Origin of the sequence: Bacillus sp. 196mf (genome assembly GCF_003217275.1) — a bacterium.
GTDB classification, from domain to species: Bacteria; Bacillota; Bacilli; order Bacillales; family Bacillaceae_G; genus Bacillus_A; species Bacillus_A thuringiensis_S.
In genome coordinates, this window is the sequence record NZ_QJTG01000001.1 from 479,575 (window position 1) to 494,092 (window position 14,518).

Consider the following 14,518-nt stretch of genomic DNA (forward strand, 5'->3'; position numbering starts at 1 on the left):
CTGTTGATTGATTTACCGCTAGATAAACGGTTCATAGAAGTGTTCATTTTGTCTTGGTTTTGTCGCATGTACTCTTGCGTACGCATGCTATTAATATTTGTATTAATTCTCATGTTAAGAACCCCCATTTTTTTATATTGATTTTTCTGTTAATTGTTAAACGTAAATATGCAAAAAAATCAATTTCGAGATTAATTGTAATCCTTGGTATATATCGTGTCAACGAATAATTGTAATTAATGAATATAAAAAAATGATAATTTCCTATTTGTTCATTTTTTTATTACAATATTATCAAAAGGATTATTGCAAACTTTAAAAAAAAACTCTAATATTAGATTATCTTTGTTTACCGAAAAGGTGATATTATGATAGTTGGAAATATAGTAAAAGAAGTGCTTGCATATAAAAAAGGGCAAATTCAGCAAAAGTTAAGTAGTCCACAAGCATTTGTGAGTAGTCGTTTTCAAGAGAAGTTGCAAAGTGAACCTGCGAAGGAGACGAAAGAAACTACGCAGCCGGCAAAAGTAGAAGATATGAGTCAGCCGGTACAATCTACGAAAATAGAAGCGGTTGTTAATAAGCCGGTAGAAACTATTAATAAAGTAGAGGAAGCGAGTAAGTCTGAAGAAAAGGCTGAAGCGAAGAAAGCAGATGAAGTGCAAGTTGCGCAAAAAGAGTTTGAACGACGTTTCCCAGAAACGAAAAATGAGGCTGTTGATACGTGGGAATTAACGAAGAAGTATAATATTCAAAAAATACGTTCTTCCAATGAAGGGAAGTATGAGGATATTATTGATCGTGTAAGTCGTACATACGGAATTCCGAAAACGTTAATTCAAAAAATGATTGAAGTAGAGTCTAATTTTAATCCGAAAACGGTGTCACATGCCGGTGCGATGGGTCTTATGCAGCTTATGCCAGCGAATGTGAAGGAGATGGGTGTGAAGAATCCATTTTCACCAGCTGAAAGTATTGAAGGTGGCGTAAAAGAGTTAAGCGGTTATTTAAAGAAAAATAACGGCGACTTAGTATTGGCGCTTGCTTCTTATAATGCTGGTCCTGGGAATGTGAGGAAGTACGGAGGCGTACCGCCATTTAAAGAAACGCAAGGATATATTAAAAAAATATTAAATATCGACGTTTCAAAATAAGAAGTTTCATATATAGAGAGAACATGAAATTTTCGTGAACATGATATGGGAGTTGGCTAGATTTGAAATTACAAGATGATATTCCGTTAACAATTTATTTTGAAATCGGAAATACGAAAAAGAAAATTGAAGATCTGCTTCATATTACGAAAGGTACATTGTATCGTCTTGAAAATTCAACGAAAAATACGGTGCGTCTTATGCTTGAGAATGAAGAGATTGGAACCGGAAAGATTTTGACGAAGAATGGGAAGATGTACGTTGAAATCGTTGAATTGAAAAGGTAGGGAAGGGGATTGTCATGAGTGGCGAAAAATTAAGCCAAGAGCAAATTGATGCCCTGCTGAAGGCGGTAAATGAAGGCGAGGAAATGCCAGCTTTCGCACAAGAAGCAGGAAAGCAAGAGAAATTTCAAGAGTATGATTTTAATAGACCAGAGAAGTTCGGTGTTGAGCATTTACGTAGTTTGCAAGCGATTGCTTCTACGTTTGGAAAACAGACGTCACAGACGTTATCAGCGCGTATGCGTATTCCAATTGAACTAGAGCCTTCGACAGTTGAGCAAGTTCCATTTACGAGTGAGTATGTGGAGAAAATGCCGAAAGATTATTATTTATATTGCGTGATTGATCTCGGTTTACCAGAGCTTGGAGAAATTGTTATTGAGATTGATTTAGCATTCGTTATTTATATTCATGAATGTTGGCTTGGCGGAGATAGTAAGCGTAACTTTACGATGCGCAGACCGTTAACAGCATTTGAGTTTTTAACGCTTGATAATATATTCTTGCTTCTTTGTAAAAATTTAGAGCAATCATTTGAAAGTGTTGTTGCGATTGAACCAAAATTTGTAACGACGGAAACAGATCCGAATGCATTAAAGATTACGACAGCGAGCGATATAATTTCATTACTTAACGTAAATATGAAAACAGATTTCTGGAATACGACGGTGCGTATCGGGATTCCGTTCTTATCTGTTGAAGAAATTATGGATAAGTTAACGTCTGAAAATATTGTCGAACATTCTTCAGACAAACGTAGGAAGTATACGTCTGAAGTGGAAGTGAAAGTAAATCAAGTGTACAAACCTGTTCACGTTGCGATTGGTGAGCAGAAAATGACAATGAGTGAGATTGAACAAATTGAAGAAGGCGATATTATTCCGCTTCATACGAAAGTTTTGGATGAATTACTTGGTTATGTAGATGGAAAGCATAAATTTAATTGTTTTATTGGAAAAGATGGAACGCGTAAGGCGCTCCTATTTAAAAGTTTTGTAGAGTAGGAGGATCCATATGAAGCATGAAGTATCTCCTGTGTCATTAATGGGATTAGAAGATTTTGCAGGAAAGCGAAATGAAGCAGGCAAAGCACATATCGATACTGTTTCAGATATTTCGATTGAACTTGGTGTAAAGCTTGGAAAGTCATCTATTACGCTTGGTGATGTAAAGCAGTTAAAAGTTGGCGATGTTCTTGAAGTAGAGAAAAACTTAGGACATAAAGTAGATGTGTATTTAAGTAATATGAAAGTCGGCATCGGTGAAGCAATTGTAATGGACGAGAAATTCGGTATTATCATTTCTGAAATTGAAGCTGATAAGAAACAAGCGGCGCTTATGAAAGCGCAAAGTCAAATGCAAGATAAAGAGTAGAGGAGGAGTCATATGTCGTATATGACGACCTTATTTCAAGTCGTTTTACTGTTTGGTGCGCTCGGTTACGGTGCATATTATATGACGAAAAAGACGCGCAAACAGCAGTTTTTTAAGCAGGGTGAAAATGGCCATATTCAAGTAAAAGACGGCGTGTATTTAAATCATCAAACGAGTGCCTTTTTATTTGAAGTGGACGGAAAGCAAGTGTTCACTGTTATTAGTAATAACGGTGTACAGTCTGTGCAATTAACCGGAACAGGAAATCAGTTTCAACAAGCACTAGAAGACGCGGTGAAGACTGAAACGAAAAAAGTAGAGGATCCATCATGAGAATAAAGAGACAGTTATCATTATTAGCCGTTATTTTCGTATTTTCTATCGTTTTTTCAATTATTTTTGTAAATCCAGCGTATGCGGCCCCGAACGGTTTTATTAATTTCGAAAATGGAAAAGAGTTTACGAGTAATTCAAGTGTACAACTATTTGCGCTCGTTACCCTTTTATCATTATCTTCTTCTATCGTTCTATTATTTACACATTTTACTTATTTTATGATCGTTCTTGGGATTACACGTCAAGGACTTGGGGTAATGAATTTACCACCAAACCAAGTGCTTGTTGGACTTGCATTATTTTTGTCACTCTTTACGATGCAGCCTGTACTCGGGCAACTGAAGAGCGATGTGTGGGATCCGATGACGAAAGAGAAAATAACAGTAAGCCAAGCTGCGGAAACGACAGCTCCTATTATGAAAGAATATATGTCAAAGCATACGTATAAGCATGATTTAAAAATGATGCTGAAAGTACGCGGAGAAGAGTTGCCGAAAGATTTAAAGGATCTTTCCTTATTTACACTCGTACCATCCTTTACGTTAACGCAAATTCAAAAAGGGTTACTTACAGGGATGTTCATTTATTTAGCGTTTGTATTTATAGATTTGATTATTAGTACACTTTTAATGTACCTCGGGATGATGATGGTACCGCCGATGATTTTAAGTTTACCGTTTAAAATACTCGTTTTCGTATATTTAGGTGGATATACAAAAATCGTCGATATTATGTTTAAGACGGTCGCCTGAAGCGCTTGATGCTATGTGATAGGAGTCATATAAATGAATACGTCACCAATTATAGATATTTTCCAAACCTTTTTTTATAAAGGGGTTATGATTTTAATGCCGATTGCCGTTGTAAGTCTGATTGTCGTTATTATTATCGCGGTTATTATGGCAATGATGCAAATTCAAGAGCAAACGCTGACGTTTTTACCGAAAATGGCGAGTATTGTGCTCGTTATTATCATTTTAGGTCCGTGGATGTTCCAAGAGTTAACGATGCTTATTTTAGATTTATTTGATAAAATCCCATCGCTATTGCGTTCGTACTAAGATAGGTGAACTGAAATGAATATGGAATTATGGGCGGCGACGTTTTTTGCGTTTTGTCGCATTACTTCATTTTTATATTTTTTACCGTTTTTCTCAGGTCGATCAATTCCGGCGATGGCAAAGGTTACATTTGGACTTGCCCTTTCAATTACAGTGGCCGATCAAGTGGATGTCTCTCACATCAAGACAGTTTGGGACGTTGCAGCTTATGCAGCAACGCAAATTGTAATTGGTTTATCACTTTCAAAAATTGTAGAGATGCTGTGGAACATTCCGAAAATGGCAGGGCATATTTTAGACTTTGATATCGGTTTATCACAAGCAAGTTTGTTTGATGTAAATGCGGGCTCACAGTCTACTTTACTATCAACCATTTTTGATATATTTTTTCTTATTATTTTTATTTCACTTGGCGGCATTAACTATTTCGTTGCCACGATTTTAAAGTCGTTTCAATATACAGAGGCGATTTCAAAATTGTTGACGACTAGTTTTTTAGATAGTCTACTCGCAACGTTATTATTTGCGATAACATCAGCGGTTGAAATTGCTCTGCCGCTTATGGGAAGTTTATTCATCATTAACTTTGTTCTTATTTTAATTGCAAAAAATGCTCCGCAATTAAACGTTTTTATGAATGCATACGTAATTAAAATTACATGTGGTATTTTGTTTATTGCGATGAGTGTACCGATGCTCGGTTATGTGTTTAAAAATATGACGGATGTATTACTTGAAGAATATACGAAACTATTTAACTTTTTCTTAACGAAGTAGGGGGACGCGCATGGCAAAGGATAATAAAACAGAAAAGGCCACCCCGCAGAAGCGTAAAAAATCGCGTGAAGAAGGGAATATTGCCCGGAGTAAAGATTTAAATAATTTATTTTCCATTCTCGTATTAGCAGTTGTCGTTTACTTTTTCGGAGATTGGCTAGGTTATGAGATTGCAAATTCCGTAGCGGTGCTGTTTGATCAAATTGGAAAAAATACAGATTCAACCGAGTATTTTTATTTAATGGGGATTTTATTACTGAAAGTATCGGCTCCGATATTAATACTCGTATATGCTTTTCATTTATTCAATTATATGATTCAAGTCGGCTTCCTATTTTCTTCTAAAGTCATTAAACCGAAAGCGTCACGTATTAATCCGAAAAACTATTTTACGAGATTGTTTAGTCGTAAAAGTTTAGTAGATATTTTGAAATCACTGTTCTATATGGGATTAATCGGTTACGTTTCGTACGTTCTTTTTAAAAAGAATTTAGAGAAAATCGTCAGTATGATTGGTTTTAACTGGACTGCGTCACTTACTGAAATTATTAGGCAAATTAAATTTATCTTCTTAGCAATTTTAATTATTTTAATCGTTCTTTCTATTATCGATTTCATTTATCAAAAATGGGAGTATGAACAAGATATTAAGATGAAAAAAGAAGAAGTGAAACAAGAGCATAAAGATAATGAAGGGGACCCGCAAGTAAAGGGGAAACGAAAAAACTTTATGCATGCGATCTTGCAAGGGACAATCGCGAAGAAGATGGATGGTGCAACGTTTATTGTAAACAACCCGACGCATATTTCAGTGGTGCTTCGGTACAATAAACAAGTTGATGCGGCGCCTATTGTCGTTGCAAAAGGGGAAGATGAGCTCGCATTATATATACGAACGCTTGCCCGTGAATATGAAATACCAATGGTGGAAAACCGTCCGCTTGCTCGTTCTTTATATTATCAAGTCGAGGAAGATGAGACAATTCCTGAAGATTTATACGTAGCTGTAATTGAAGTTATGCGCTATTTAATTCAAACGAATGAACTTGAAGTATAATAGCGCGTTTGGAGGGGATCTCTTTGTTTAAGATGGATTCTGCAAGAACCTATTTTTCTATCTTTTTAGCAGCGTCATTCGTTGTGGCGCTCTTAATTCCACTTCCACCATTTATACTTGATATCGTTATCGTTTTTCTACTAAGTATGTCAGTGCTTATTTATATGCGAGCGACAAGTATTAACGAGTGGGATGAGTTAAAGTCATTTCCGACGATGTTGTTATTAATCGGGATTTTCCGCGTATCGATTAACGTTTCGACGACGCGAGCGATTTTAACAGACGGAAATGCGGGTCATGTTATTGAAGAGTTTGGCCAGTTCGTAATTGGCGGGAACTTATTAATTGGTATCGTTATTTTTATAGTTTTAATCATATTCCAGTTTATCGTTGCAAACGGTGCATCTCGTACAGCTGAAGTAGCAGCTCGTTTTACACTTGATTCTTTACCAGGGAAACAAATGTCTATCGATGCTGATTTAAACCAGCGTATTATTTCAGAAAAAGATGCACAGGCAAAACGTAAAAAATTAAATATGGAAACAGAGTTTTACGGAGCGATGGATGGTGCCGGGAAGTTCATTAAAGGGGACGTTATTTTCGGGATTGTCATTTTATTCGTAAACATTATTTTCGGTTTAATTGTCGGCATGATGCAGCAAAGAATGAGCTTTGCAGATGCAGCTCTTCATTATACACAGTTAACTGTCGGTGACGGAATCGTAAACCAAATCGGTTCGTTAATGCTTGCAATTTCAACAGGTATTATCGTAACGCGTGTATTTGACGGCTCACCGGATACAGTAACAGAAGGTATCTTTAAAGAGTTATTAGCACATGAAGTCGTTGTATATGCACTTGGTGGTTTATTTATTGCAATGGGTATTTTTACTCCGCTACCGTTTTTACCATTCGCACTCGTTGGTGGAACGATTATCTTCTTAGGCATTCGTAATAAAAATCGAATAAAGAAAGAAAAAGAAGACGAGCTTCAAAAAGAATTAGAAATGATTCAAGGCGAAGATGAGCAACTGCAACAAGTGGAAGATTCATTCGGAGTATTTACGGATAAATATCCGATTATTGTAGAACTCGGTTTAGATTTAGCAGCACTTGTAAAGCAGAAAATTAACGGGGAAACAGCTCGTGATAAAGTTGTTCTTATGCGGAAGTCGATTATTACTGACCTTGGTATTAACGTTCCTGGAATTAACTTTAAAGATAATACGAGCTTTAGACCACGTGGTCGTTACATTATTCGTATTAAAGGTGCGAAGGCGGCTGAAGGTGTTTTAAAATCAGGTTATTTATTAGCACTAAAAACACCGAACGTAATGGCTGATTTAGATGCAGAACCAGCGAAAGATCCAATTTTCGGCGAAGATGGATATTGGATTTTAGAGCATATGGTGCAAGATGCACAAATGAAAGGCTATCAAGTGTTAGAGCCACTTAGCATATTAATTACACATTTAGATGTTGTCGTAAGGCGTAATCTGCATGAATTAATTCAGCGCCAACATGTAAAAGACTTAATTAACTCGCTTGAAAATGATAATGGCGTTCTATTAGAAGAGATTAAGAAGAAAGAAATTGATTTATCACTCGTTCAAAATGTTATTAAACAACTTCTAAAAGAAGGTATTTCTATTCGTGATTTACCAACAATTATTGAAGGTATTATTGACGGAAAAGAAGTGTATCAAAATCACGTTGATGGTGTGACATCATTTGTTCGTGAATGTATTTCAAAAGTTATTTGTGAAAATGCGAAAAATCCGGACGGAAAAATTTATGCAGCGCTCTTCTCTGATTCAATTGAGTTAGATGCGGATGTTGTGAATAATTCATATCAAGGTTACTTATTAAACTGGGATTTAGATTTAGAAACACGTGTCGTTGAGCAAGTGCAGCGCGTCTTTAAGCAAGCACGTTTAATGGGAAGAGAACCAGTGTTATTAACACGTAGAAAAGATTTTAGATTTGCAATTGTAAGACTGCTAGAACGTTATCAAGTAGAAGCACAAGTACTTTGTATTAGCGAATTAGCACCAGAAATTGTTGTGGATCAAATTGCCTATATTGAATAGTAGGGGGTGAAGTAATGGAAAGTACAGAAAAGAAAGAAGCGTTAATGCGAATAAAAGCAGCTTCGAAAAATGAATTGTATCGAAAGTTATTTGACCAATATGGTACAGATTATTATTACGTTGTCGATGAAAGTGTAAAACGAAATATACCGTTTTTCTGGAAAAAGGATTATGAAATGTTAGTTGCTTTTCCAGAAGAAAAACAGGAAGAAGTGAATGAAGGTACAGCTCAATTTCATGAACAGTTAATGGATGTTGTGAATGATCCTTCAGAACAAATTGTGAAGGCGAATGGAATTCAATCAGTACTGCACAATTTAGAAAACGTAACGACTTCTATGTCATACGCGGCAATGCAAACAGGAAATAGTGAAGAATGGGCAAGAAAAAAAGAAAAACTATTAAAGCTGTTTGAAAAAGGAATTGTCGTGGTGAAACAGACGAAAGAAACGGAAGTACCGAAAAAGAAAAAAGTTGTGAAACAAGTCGTTCCGGTAAAGAAAGAAGAAGTAGTTCCAAAGAAAGAAAGTCAAGAATCTGTACCGTTTATTATTCAAAAGGTAATTCGGATGCTAGAACAAAACGATGTGGAACAATATTTCATTTATGCATATGCTGAAAAGTTAAAAATAAAGTTTGAAAATGCAACGATGATTACGGAAGAAGAAGTTATTAGGTACATATTGGAAGATATGAAATCTCATTTCAATACGGAAAACGTCTTTGAAAAAGAAGTACAAACAATTGCATTAATCGGTCCAACTGGTGTTGGTAAAACGACGACGCTTGCGAAAATGGCATGGCAATTTCACGGTAAGAAAAAAACAGTTGGTTTTATAACGACAGATCATTCGCGCATAGGGACAGTGCAGCAATTGCAAGATAACGTAAAGACAATTGGATCGGAAGTAATTGCTGTGCGTGATGAAGCTGCAATGACAAGAGCACTTACGTATTTTAAAGAAGAAGCGCGCGTCGATTATATTTTAATTGATACAGCCGGAAAAAATTATCGTACGACAGAAACAGTAGAAGAAATGATTGAAACGATGGGACAAGTAGAGCCAGATTATATTTGTTTAACGTTATCAGCTTCGATGAAAAGTAAAGATATGATTGAAATCATTACAAACTTTAAAGATATTCATATAGATGGTATTGTGTTTACAAAATTTGATGAAACAGCAAGTAGTGGTGAATTGTTGAAAATTCCAGCAGTATCATCAGCTCCTATTGTATTAATGACAGACGGCCAAGACATAAGGAAAAATATACATATCGCTACAGCTGAACATTTAGCGAAACAAATGTTACAAACATCGTAGAAAAGAGGTGAAGAATAAGGCGCTTGCCTTATTCAAACGAATATGAACGGTCTTTATATAGGTTCTATGGGTATGATGAACTACATGCAGCGAATTAATGTTCATTCGAATAACGTTGCAAATGCTCAAACGACAGGATTTAAAGCAGAAAATATGACGTCTAAAGTATTTGATGTACAAGACACATATCGCCGCGGAGATGGGGCGGTAACAAATATCGGTTCGGTCGATTATGCTGTAGTACCAGCTGCAACACATGTGAATTTAGTACAAGGAAATATACAAATGACAAATAGCGCTACAGATTTCTTTTTAGATGACGGCGCAGCCGGCACAACATCATTTTTCGTTACTTCTAAAAATGATGAAACGTTTTTAACGAGAGATGGTAGTTTCACATTAAATAGTGATCGTTATTTACAAACATCTTCAGGTGCTTTCGTAATGGGAGAGAATAATGAGCGTATTCGTATTCCGGAAGGAGCAAAGGTTGCTGTACAAGCAGACGGTACATTATATGATGAAGTAACACAAAATAATATTGCTCGTTTGCAAACAAAAACAGTAGATGCAGAAACGAATGCACGTCTCGTGCAACGTGAAAATAAAAGCTTTACACTAGCAGAAGGAAACATTGCTAATTTACCGAACGGAACAGGAATAGTAAAAAATCATATGCTAGAAAATTCAAATGTAGATATGACGAAAGAGATGGCCGATCTTATGACGGATCAAAAGATGATTCAAGCATCACAGCGCGTTATGACGTCATTTGATAAAATTTATGAAAAAGAAGCGAATGAAATATTGAGATAAAGGACTTCCAAAAGTGGGAGTCTTTTTTGTTATTGCTTTTATTACAGTTACACCATAAAATGATAATGATTATCAATATCATTTTATCCATTTTCATAAGAATAGAATTTCATAATGACAGCAACATTTGTTTAACTAAGTGAATTAAAAACAAGGGGATGGTGTATATATGTCTACAAAGAATCAACTTTGCATTGGATTATGTTTAATTTCTAGAAAGAAAGAAGATGGGAATGAGTTTAATTCCGGAATTGATGAACAAGTAGAGTTGGCACTACAGGCAGAAAAGGCTAAGTTAGATTTTGTTTTTAAAGCCGATTATTTAGTGGCGCACCCAGATTTAATTGCTCGTAATAAAGGGAGTGTCATTTTAGACCCGACGTTACTGTTTACTGCTATTGCTTATGCGACAGAAAAAATTGGAGTCGTTACAACTGCTTCAACTTCGTTTTATCCACCATATATATTAGCAAGGCAATTACAATCGTTACACTGGATTAGTAACGGCCGAGTAGGGTGGAATATTGTTACATCCATTGACGGTGCTGAAAACTTTGGTGAGGAAGGGATGCCATCATCTGAGGAACGATACGCGAAAGCGGCAGAATGTACAGAGTTAGTAAGAAAACTTTGGAGGAGTCACCCTAATGAAATATTGAAAGTAGATAATCCTGATGTTATTAGAGAGATGGTAAAGCCTATTGAGCATAATGGTGAGTACTTTAAGGTAAAAGGTCCACTGAATATCCCACAGCATATATCAGGAGAAATGCCATTATTTCAAGCCGGTGCTTCAGAGTCTGGTCGGAATTTTGCTGCTTCTGTTGCTGATGCAATTTTTGCCGCAACGCCTGATATAGAGTCAGGAATTGAACTTCGTCAAGATTTAAGAAGAAGAGCAGAACAGCATGGCCGCAAGCAAGATGCTATACGTGTATTACCTGGATTATATTTCTTTATAGGTGATACATATGAAGAAGCGTTAGAAATGCATAGGCAAGCTCATCAACATCTCACAAAAGAGAAGAGATATACGTTACTTGAAATGGTTCTCGGATTAGATGCGAGAGGGATTCCGCTAGAAAGTAAAATTACGGAAGAGATGCTGCCAAGTCGGAATCAAACTGTACGTAGTAAAACTCATGCCGAGTTATTACGGAACTTCATTATTAAAAATGAACCAACAGTTGAACAAATACTAGAACGACCAGAAGTTGTTGGATCGGCTCATTGGGTTGCGGTTGGTACACCAAAAGACGTTGCGAAGCAAATTATGGATAGGTTTGAGGCAGGGGCGTTAGATGGATTTATTGCCATTCCAGGAGGACCTCCAAAGTCACTAGATCTATTCTTTAGTGAAGTCATCCCTTTATTTGTGAAGGCGGGTGTATTTAGGGAAGAGTATACAGGTTCTACTTTACGGGAGCATTTGGCGGGGAACATATTAAATACTTTACAGTTAAAATAAATAATAGTATGTAGAAAAAAGCCTTATTGTAAAAGGCTTTTTTTGTTTAAAATTAAAAATTCTGAAATATAAGTTGACTGTATGAATGTTATTTTTTATATTAGTAGGTATAACTATAACTACTAAAGAGGTGAGAGTATGACAACGGCATTATATTTAGAAGATGCATACAAAACGAGTTGCGAAACAGAAGTGATAAAAGTAGAAGGGAATAAAATATTTCTAAAAGAAACAGTTTTTTATCCAACTGGTGGAGGGCAGGAATGTGATACGGGTGTCATTGTACAAGATGGGTCTGTATTTGAAGTTGAAAAAGTAAAGAGGGAGCAGGGAGAAATAGTTCACTATATAAAAGATGAAGCTCAAGTAAAATTAGGTCCAGTTAAATTAGAGATGAATTGGGAAAGACGTCATAATTTAATGCGTCATCACTCTTTACTGCATCTTATCGGAGCTGTGGTTTATGAAAAGTATGGAGCACTATGCACCGGAAACCAAATTTATCCTGATAAAGCCCGTATCGATTTTAATGAGTTACAAGAGTTATCGAGCGTGGAAGTAGAAGAAATTGTTGAGGAAGTGAATAAACTTATTGAGCAAAATAAAGAAATTTCCACTCGCTATATGAGCCGCGAAGAAGCAGAAAATGCTGTAGGAATGATTAAAACAGCAATAAATCTCCTGCCAACTACTATCCAAGAAATCCGCATTGTTACAATTGAAAATTTAGACGAACAAGCTTGTGGAGGCACACATGTGAAAAATACGAGTGAAATAGGAACACTTGTTATTGATAAAGTAAAAAGTAAAGGGAAGCAAAATCGTCGTTTTGAAGTAAGGGCGATTTAGATTGTGAGGGGTTACCGATGGATGAAATTATAAAGGAATTACAAAAGTTAGGATTTTCCCAGTATGAATGTAAAGCGTATATTGGATTGTTAAAACACTCCCCAGTAACAGGCTATGAAGTGAGTAAACAAACAGGAGTACCTCGTTCTATGATTTACGAGGTACTCGGTAAGTTAATGGATAAAGGAGCGGTGCATATTGTACCTTCTGAACCAGTTAAATATGTACCAGTACCAGCTACCGAATTAATGAATCGAATGCGAAAAGACTTTGAAAAATCCTTTGAATTTTTAGATGAGAAACTAAATTGTTTAGAACAAGAGCGACAAATAGATGTAATTTCGCATATTCGCTCAAATGATCGTGTTTTAAAAGAAATATGCAATATAATTAATAGGGCAAAGGAAGAATTATGGATTTCTGTATGGGAAGATCAAGTGCATGAAATTGAGCCATACATTCATCAAAAGAAAGAGGAAGGCGTACATATATTTTCAATCTTATTTGGAGCTCCAGAAACAAAAATAGGAGCGACGTTTCATCATAATTATATGACGCCCCACGTTGTTGAAAAGAGAATGGGTGGTCATTTAACTGTTATTGCTCGTGATGGAGAGGAAGTATTAATTGCGAACTTCTCAAATGATAGCACTTCATGGGCCGTTACAACGTATGACCCAGCGCTAGTTCTCGTTGCGACAGAGTATGTGCGGCACGATATTATGGTTGAAGAAATCACAAAGGAATTTGGAGCTGATAAGTTAGATACGTTATGGCGTGAAAATATAGATTTAGTTCATGTCGTAACAGGAAAACGAACTTTAGAAGGAATGGAGGATGATAGAGATGAGTAAAGCTGAGGCACATGTAGCTTTGCAGAGCGATGATACATTTCAGCAAGGAGTAAAAGATTGTTTACCAACTGTATTTGGTTATTTGAGCATCGGTATAGCAGCTGGTGTAATTGCAAAAACAGCAGGTTTTTCTATCATTGAAATTGCATTTATGTCCACTTTAATTTATGCAGGTTCTGCCCAATTTATATTAGCTGGTATGTATGCAGCCGGTGCTCCTGCTTCCGCAATTATTTTTACTGTATTTTTTGTTAATTTACGCCATTTATTAATGAGCGCAGCGCTTGCACCGTACTTTACGAAAATTCCTCTATTTAAAAACTTAATCATCGGTTCGCAAATTACAGATGAAACTTTCGGCGTTGCAGTGCAGCATGCAGCGCAAAAAGGATATTTAGGTGAAAGATGGATGATTGGGCTTAACGTAACAGCATATTTAAATTGGATACTTGCTACCATTATTGGTGGGCTATTTGGTGAGTGGATACCAGATCCACATACATACGGGATGGATTATGCATTACCAGCGATGTTTATCGGATTATTTGTTCTTCAGCTCATAAGTAGTAAACCAAAACTAGTAATTCATTTAAGTGTTGCAATTGTATCGATTATTATCGCATACGTTTCACACCTATTTATGCCAGATAGTATAGCGGTTATTATCGCAACATTACTAGCTGCGACGATTGGAGTGGTGATTGAAAAATGGAAATGAGATTAGATGTATTATTACTTTTACTAGCAGCAGGAGCTGTTACACTCGTGCCACGTATTTTACCTCTACTCGTATTTAGCAAACTACAAATTCCTGACTGGGGTTTAAAATGGTTAAATTACATACCAATTGCGATATTAGCAGCGCTTTTAGCACAAGTTTTATTTATGCATGAGACGATGCAGTGGGATTATCTTATTACAGCAATTCCAACATTTCTTGTTGCAATATATACTCGTAGTTTATTAGGTACAGTATTAACGGGAGTGGTTGTGATTATTTTGTTACGTTTCTTTTTCTAAAAAGGATTACGCTCATATAATAGCGAAAAGTGTAATAACATGAAAAATATAGG

17 protein-coding genes and 1 pseudogene are annotated in these 14,518 nt (G+C 36.1%); 17 read left to right on the top strand and 1 reads right to left on the bottom strand.

Going from position 1 to position 14,518, the window contains the following annotated elements; all coding sequences use genetic code 11:
- On the bottom strand, window positions 1-113 hold a 113-nt coding region (locus ATL10_RS31710; RefSeq protein ID WP_481747225.1), incomplete at its 3' end, for a flagellin N-terminal helical domain-containing protein.
- Between the two features lie 732 nt (window positions 114-845).
- Between ATL10_RS31710 and ATL10_RS32275 the strand changes: the two are divergent.
- From ATL10_RS32275 to ATL10_RS02780, 17 genes and pseudogenes are all read left to right on the top strand, one after another.
- Window positions 846-1,133, top strand: a pseudogene (locus ATL10_RS32275) (lytic transglycosylase domain-containing protein); the annotation flags it as partial.
- Between the two features lie 83 nt (window positions 1,134-1,216).
- Window positions 1,217-1,441: a flagellar motor switch protein FliN gene (locus tag ATL10_RS02705; protein WP_000775712.1), complete on the top strand. Its 225-nt coding sequence runs from the start codon at window positions 1,217-1,219 to the stop codon at window positions 1,439-1,441.
- Window positions 1,442-1,455: 14 nt separating this feature from the next.
- Window positions 1,456-2,442 carry a flagellar motor switch protein FliM gene (fliM, locus tag ATL10_RS02710; protein ID WP_097924276.1) on the top strand — a complete coding sequence of 329 codons (987 nt, stop codon included), beginning with the start codon at window positions 1,456-1,458 and terminating at the stop codon, window positions 2,440-2,442.
- 10 nt (window positions 2,443-2,452) lie between these two features.
- On the top strand, window positions 2,453-2,812 hold the full coding sequence (gene fliN, locus ATL10_RS02715) for a flagellar motor switch protein FliN (RefSeq protein WP_000680010.1): 360 nt from the start codon (window positions 2,453-2,455) through the stop codon (window positions 2,810-2,812).
- Window positions 2,813-2,824: 12 nt separating this feature from the next.
- Window positions 2,825-3,145: a hypothetical protein gene (locus tag ATL10_RS02720; RefSeq protein WP_000121178.1), complete on the top strand. Its 321-nt coding sequence runs from the start codon at window positions 2,825-2,827 to the stop codon at window positions 3,143-3,145.
- Window positions 3,142-3,900, top strand: a complete 759-nt coding sequence (locus ATL10_RS02725; RefSeq protein WP_097924278.1) for a flagellar type III secretion system pore protein FliP — start codon at window positions 3,142-3,144, stop codon at window positions 3,898-3,900. The genes ATL10_RS02720 and ATL10_RS02725 overlap by 4 nt, the downstream gene beginning before the upstream one ends.
- A 33-nt stretch (window positions 3,901-3,933) precedes the next feature.
- Window positions 3,934-4,209 carry a flagellar biosynthetic protein FliQ gene (locus ATL10_RS02730; protein WP_001098080.1) on the top strand — a complete coding sequence of 92 codons (276 nt, stop codon included), beginning with the start codon at window positions 3,934-3,936 and terminating at the stop codon, window positions 4,207-4,209.
- Window positions 4,210-4,224: 15 nt separating this feature from the next.
- Entirely contained in the window at window positions 4,225-4,986 is a 762-nt protein-coding gene (locus ATL10_RS02735; protein ID WP_001055695.1) for a flagellar biosynthetic protein FliR, read from the top strand.
- Window positions 4,987-4,996: 10 nt separating this feature from the next.
- Window positions 4,997-6,043, top strand: a complete 1,047-nt coding sequence (gene flhB / locus ATL10_RS02740) for a flagellar type III secretion system protein FlhB (RefSeq protein ID WP_110496393.1) — start codon at window positions 4,997-4,999, stop codon at window positions 6,041-6,043.
- 23 nt (window positions 6,044-6,066) lie between these two features.
- Window positions 6,067-8,133: a flagellar biosynthesis protein FlhA gene (flhA, locus tag ATL10_RS02745; protein WP_000475626.1), complete on the top strand. Its 2,067-nt coding sequence runs from the start codon at window positions 6,067-6,069 to the stop codon at window positions 8,131-8,133.
- Between the two features lie 14 nt (window positions 8,134-8,147).
- On the top strand, window positions 8,148-9,458 hold the full coding sequence (gene flhF / locus ATL10_RS02750) for a flagellar biosynthesis GTPase FlhF (protein ID WP_095691124.1): 1,311 nt from the start codon (window positions 8,148-8,150) through the stop codon (window positions 9,456-9,458).
- Between the two features lie 42 nt (window positions 9,459-9,500).
- Window positions 9,501-10,274: a flagellar basal-body rod protein FlgG gene (locus tag ATL10_RS02755; protein WP_001013934.1), complete on the top strand. Its 774-nt coding sequence runs from the start codon at window positions 9,501-9,503 to the stop codon at window positions 10,272-10,274.
- 169 nt (window positions 10,275-10,443) lie between these two features.
- Complete coding sequence (locus ATL10_RS02760) at window positions 10,444-11,742, top strand: NtaA/DmoA family FMN-dependent monooxygenase (protein ID WP_098284398.1); 1,299 nt, start codon at window positions 10,444-10,446, stop codon at window positions 11,740-11,742.
- A 138-nt stretch (window positions 11,743-11,880) separates the two neighbouring features.
- On the top strand, window positions 11,881-12,591 hold the full coding sequence (locus ATL10_RS02765) for an alanyl-tRNA editing protein (RefSeq protein WP_097924282.1): 711 nt from the start codon (window positions 11,881-11,883) through the stop codon (window positions 12,589-12,591).
- A 17-nt stretch (window positions 12,592-12,608) separates the two neighbouring features.
- The gene (locus ATL10_RS02770; RefSeq protein ID WP_048656976.1) at window positions 12,609-13,445 is read left to right on the top strand and encodes a TrmB family transcriptional regulator; all 837 of its coding nucleotides are present in this window, start codon (window positions 12,609-12,611) and stop codon (window positions 13,443-13,445) included.
- A complete protein-coding gene (locus ATL10_RS02775; RefSeq protein ID WP_016082166.1) occupies window positions 13,438-14,163 on the top strand; it encodes an AzlC family ABC transporter permease in 726 nt (241 codons plus the stop codon). Before ATL10_RS02770 ends, ATL10_RS02775 begins: the two co-directional genes overlap by 8 nt.
- Window positions 14,154-14,465: an AzlD domain-containing protein gene (locus tag ATL10_RS02780; protein WP_023521614.1), complete on the top strand. Its 312-nt coding sequence runs from the start codon at window positions 14,154-14,156 to the stop codon at window positions 14,463-14,465. Before ATL10_RS02775 ends, ATL10_RS02780 begins: the two co-directional genes overlap by 10 nt.
- The last annotated feature ends 53 nt before the right edge of the window (window positions 14,466-14,518 follow it).

Bases quoted from the DNA above. Each gene is read 5' to 3' on its own strand.
- fliM (WP_097924276.1), top strand. From the start codon at position 1,456: ATGAGTGGCGAAAAATTAAGCCAAGAGCAAATTGATGCCCTGCTGAAG.
- fliN (WP_000680010.1), top strand. From the start codon at position 2,453: ATGAAGCATGAAGTATCTCCTGTGTCATTAATGGGATTAGAAGATTTT.
- ATL10_RS02720 (WP_000121178.1), top strand. From the start codon at position 2,825: ATGTCGTATATGACGACCTTATTTCAAGTCGTTTTACTGTTTGGTGCG.
- ATL10_RS02725 (WP_097924278.1), top strand. From the start codon at position 3,142: ATGAGAATAAAGAGACAGTTATCATTATTAGCCGTTATTTTCGTATTT.
- ATL10_RS02730 (WP_001098080.1), top strand. From the start codon at position 3,934: ATGAATACGTCACCAATTATAGATATTTTCCAAACCTTTTTTTATAAA.
- ATL10_RS02735 (WP_001055695.1), top strand. From the start codon at position 4,225: ATGAATATGGAATTATGGGCGGCGACGTTTTTTGCGTTTTGTCGCATT.
- flhB (WP_110496393.1), top strand. From the start codon at position 4,997: ATGGCAAAGGATAATAAAACAGAAAAGGCCACCCCGCAGAAGCGTAAA.
- flhF (WP_095691124.1), top strand. From the start codon at position 8,148: ATGGAAAGTACAGAAAAGAAAGAAGCGTTAATGCGAATAAAAGCAGCT.
- ATL10_RS02755 (WP_001013934.1), top strand. From the start codon at position 9,501: ATGAACGGTCTTTATATAGGTTCTATGGGTATGATGAACTACATGCAG.
- ATL10_RS02760 (WP_098284398.1), top strand. From the start codon at position 10,444: ATGTCTACAAAGAATCAACTTTGCATTGGATTATGTTTAATTTCTAGA.
- ATL10_RS02765 (WP_097924282.1), top strand. From the start codon at position 11,881: ATGACAACGGCATTATATTTAGAAGATGCATACAAAACGAGTTGCGAA.
- ATL10_RS02770 (WP_048656976.1), top strand. From the start codon at position 12,609: ATGGATGAAATTATAAAGGAATTACAAAAGTTAGGATTTTCCCAGTAT.
- ATL10_RS02775 (WP_016082166.1), top strand. From the start codon at position 13,438: ATGAGTAAAGCTGAGGCACATGTAGCTTTGCAGAGCGATGATACATTT.
- ATL10_RS02780 (WP_023521614.1), top strand. From the start codon at position 14,154: ATGGAAATGAGATTAGATGTATTATTACTTTTACTAGCAGCAGGAGCT.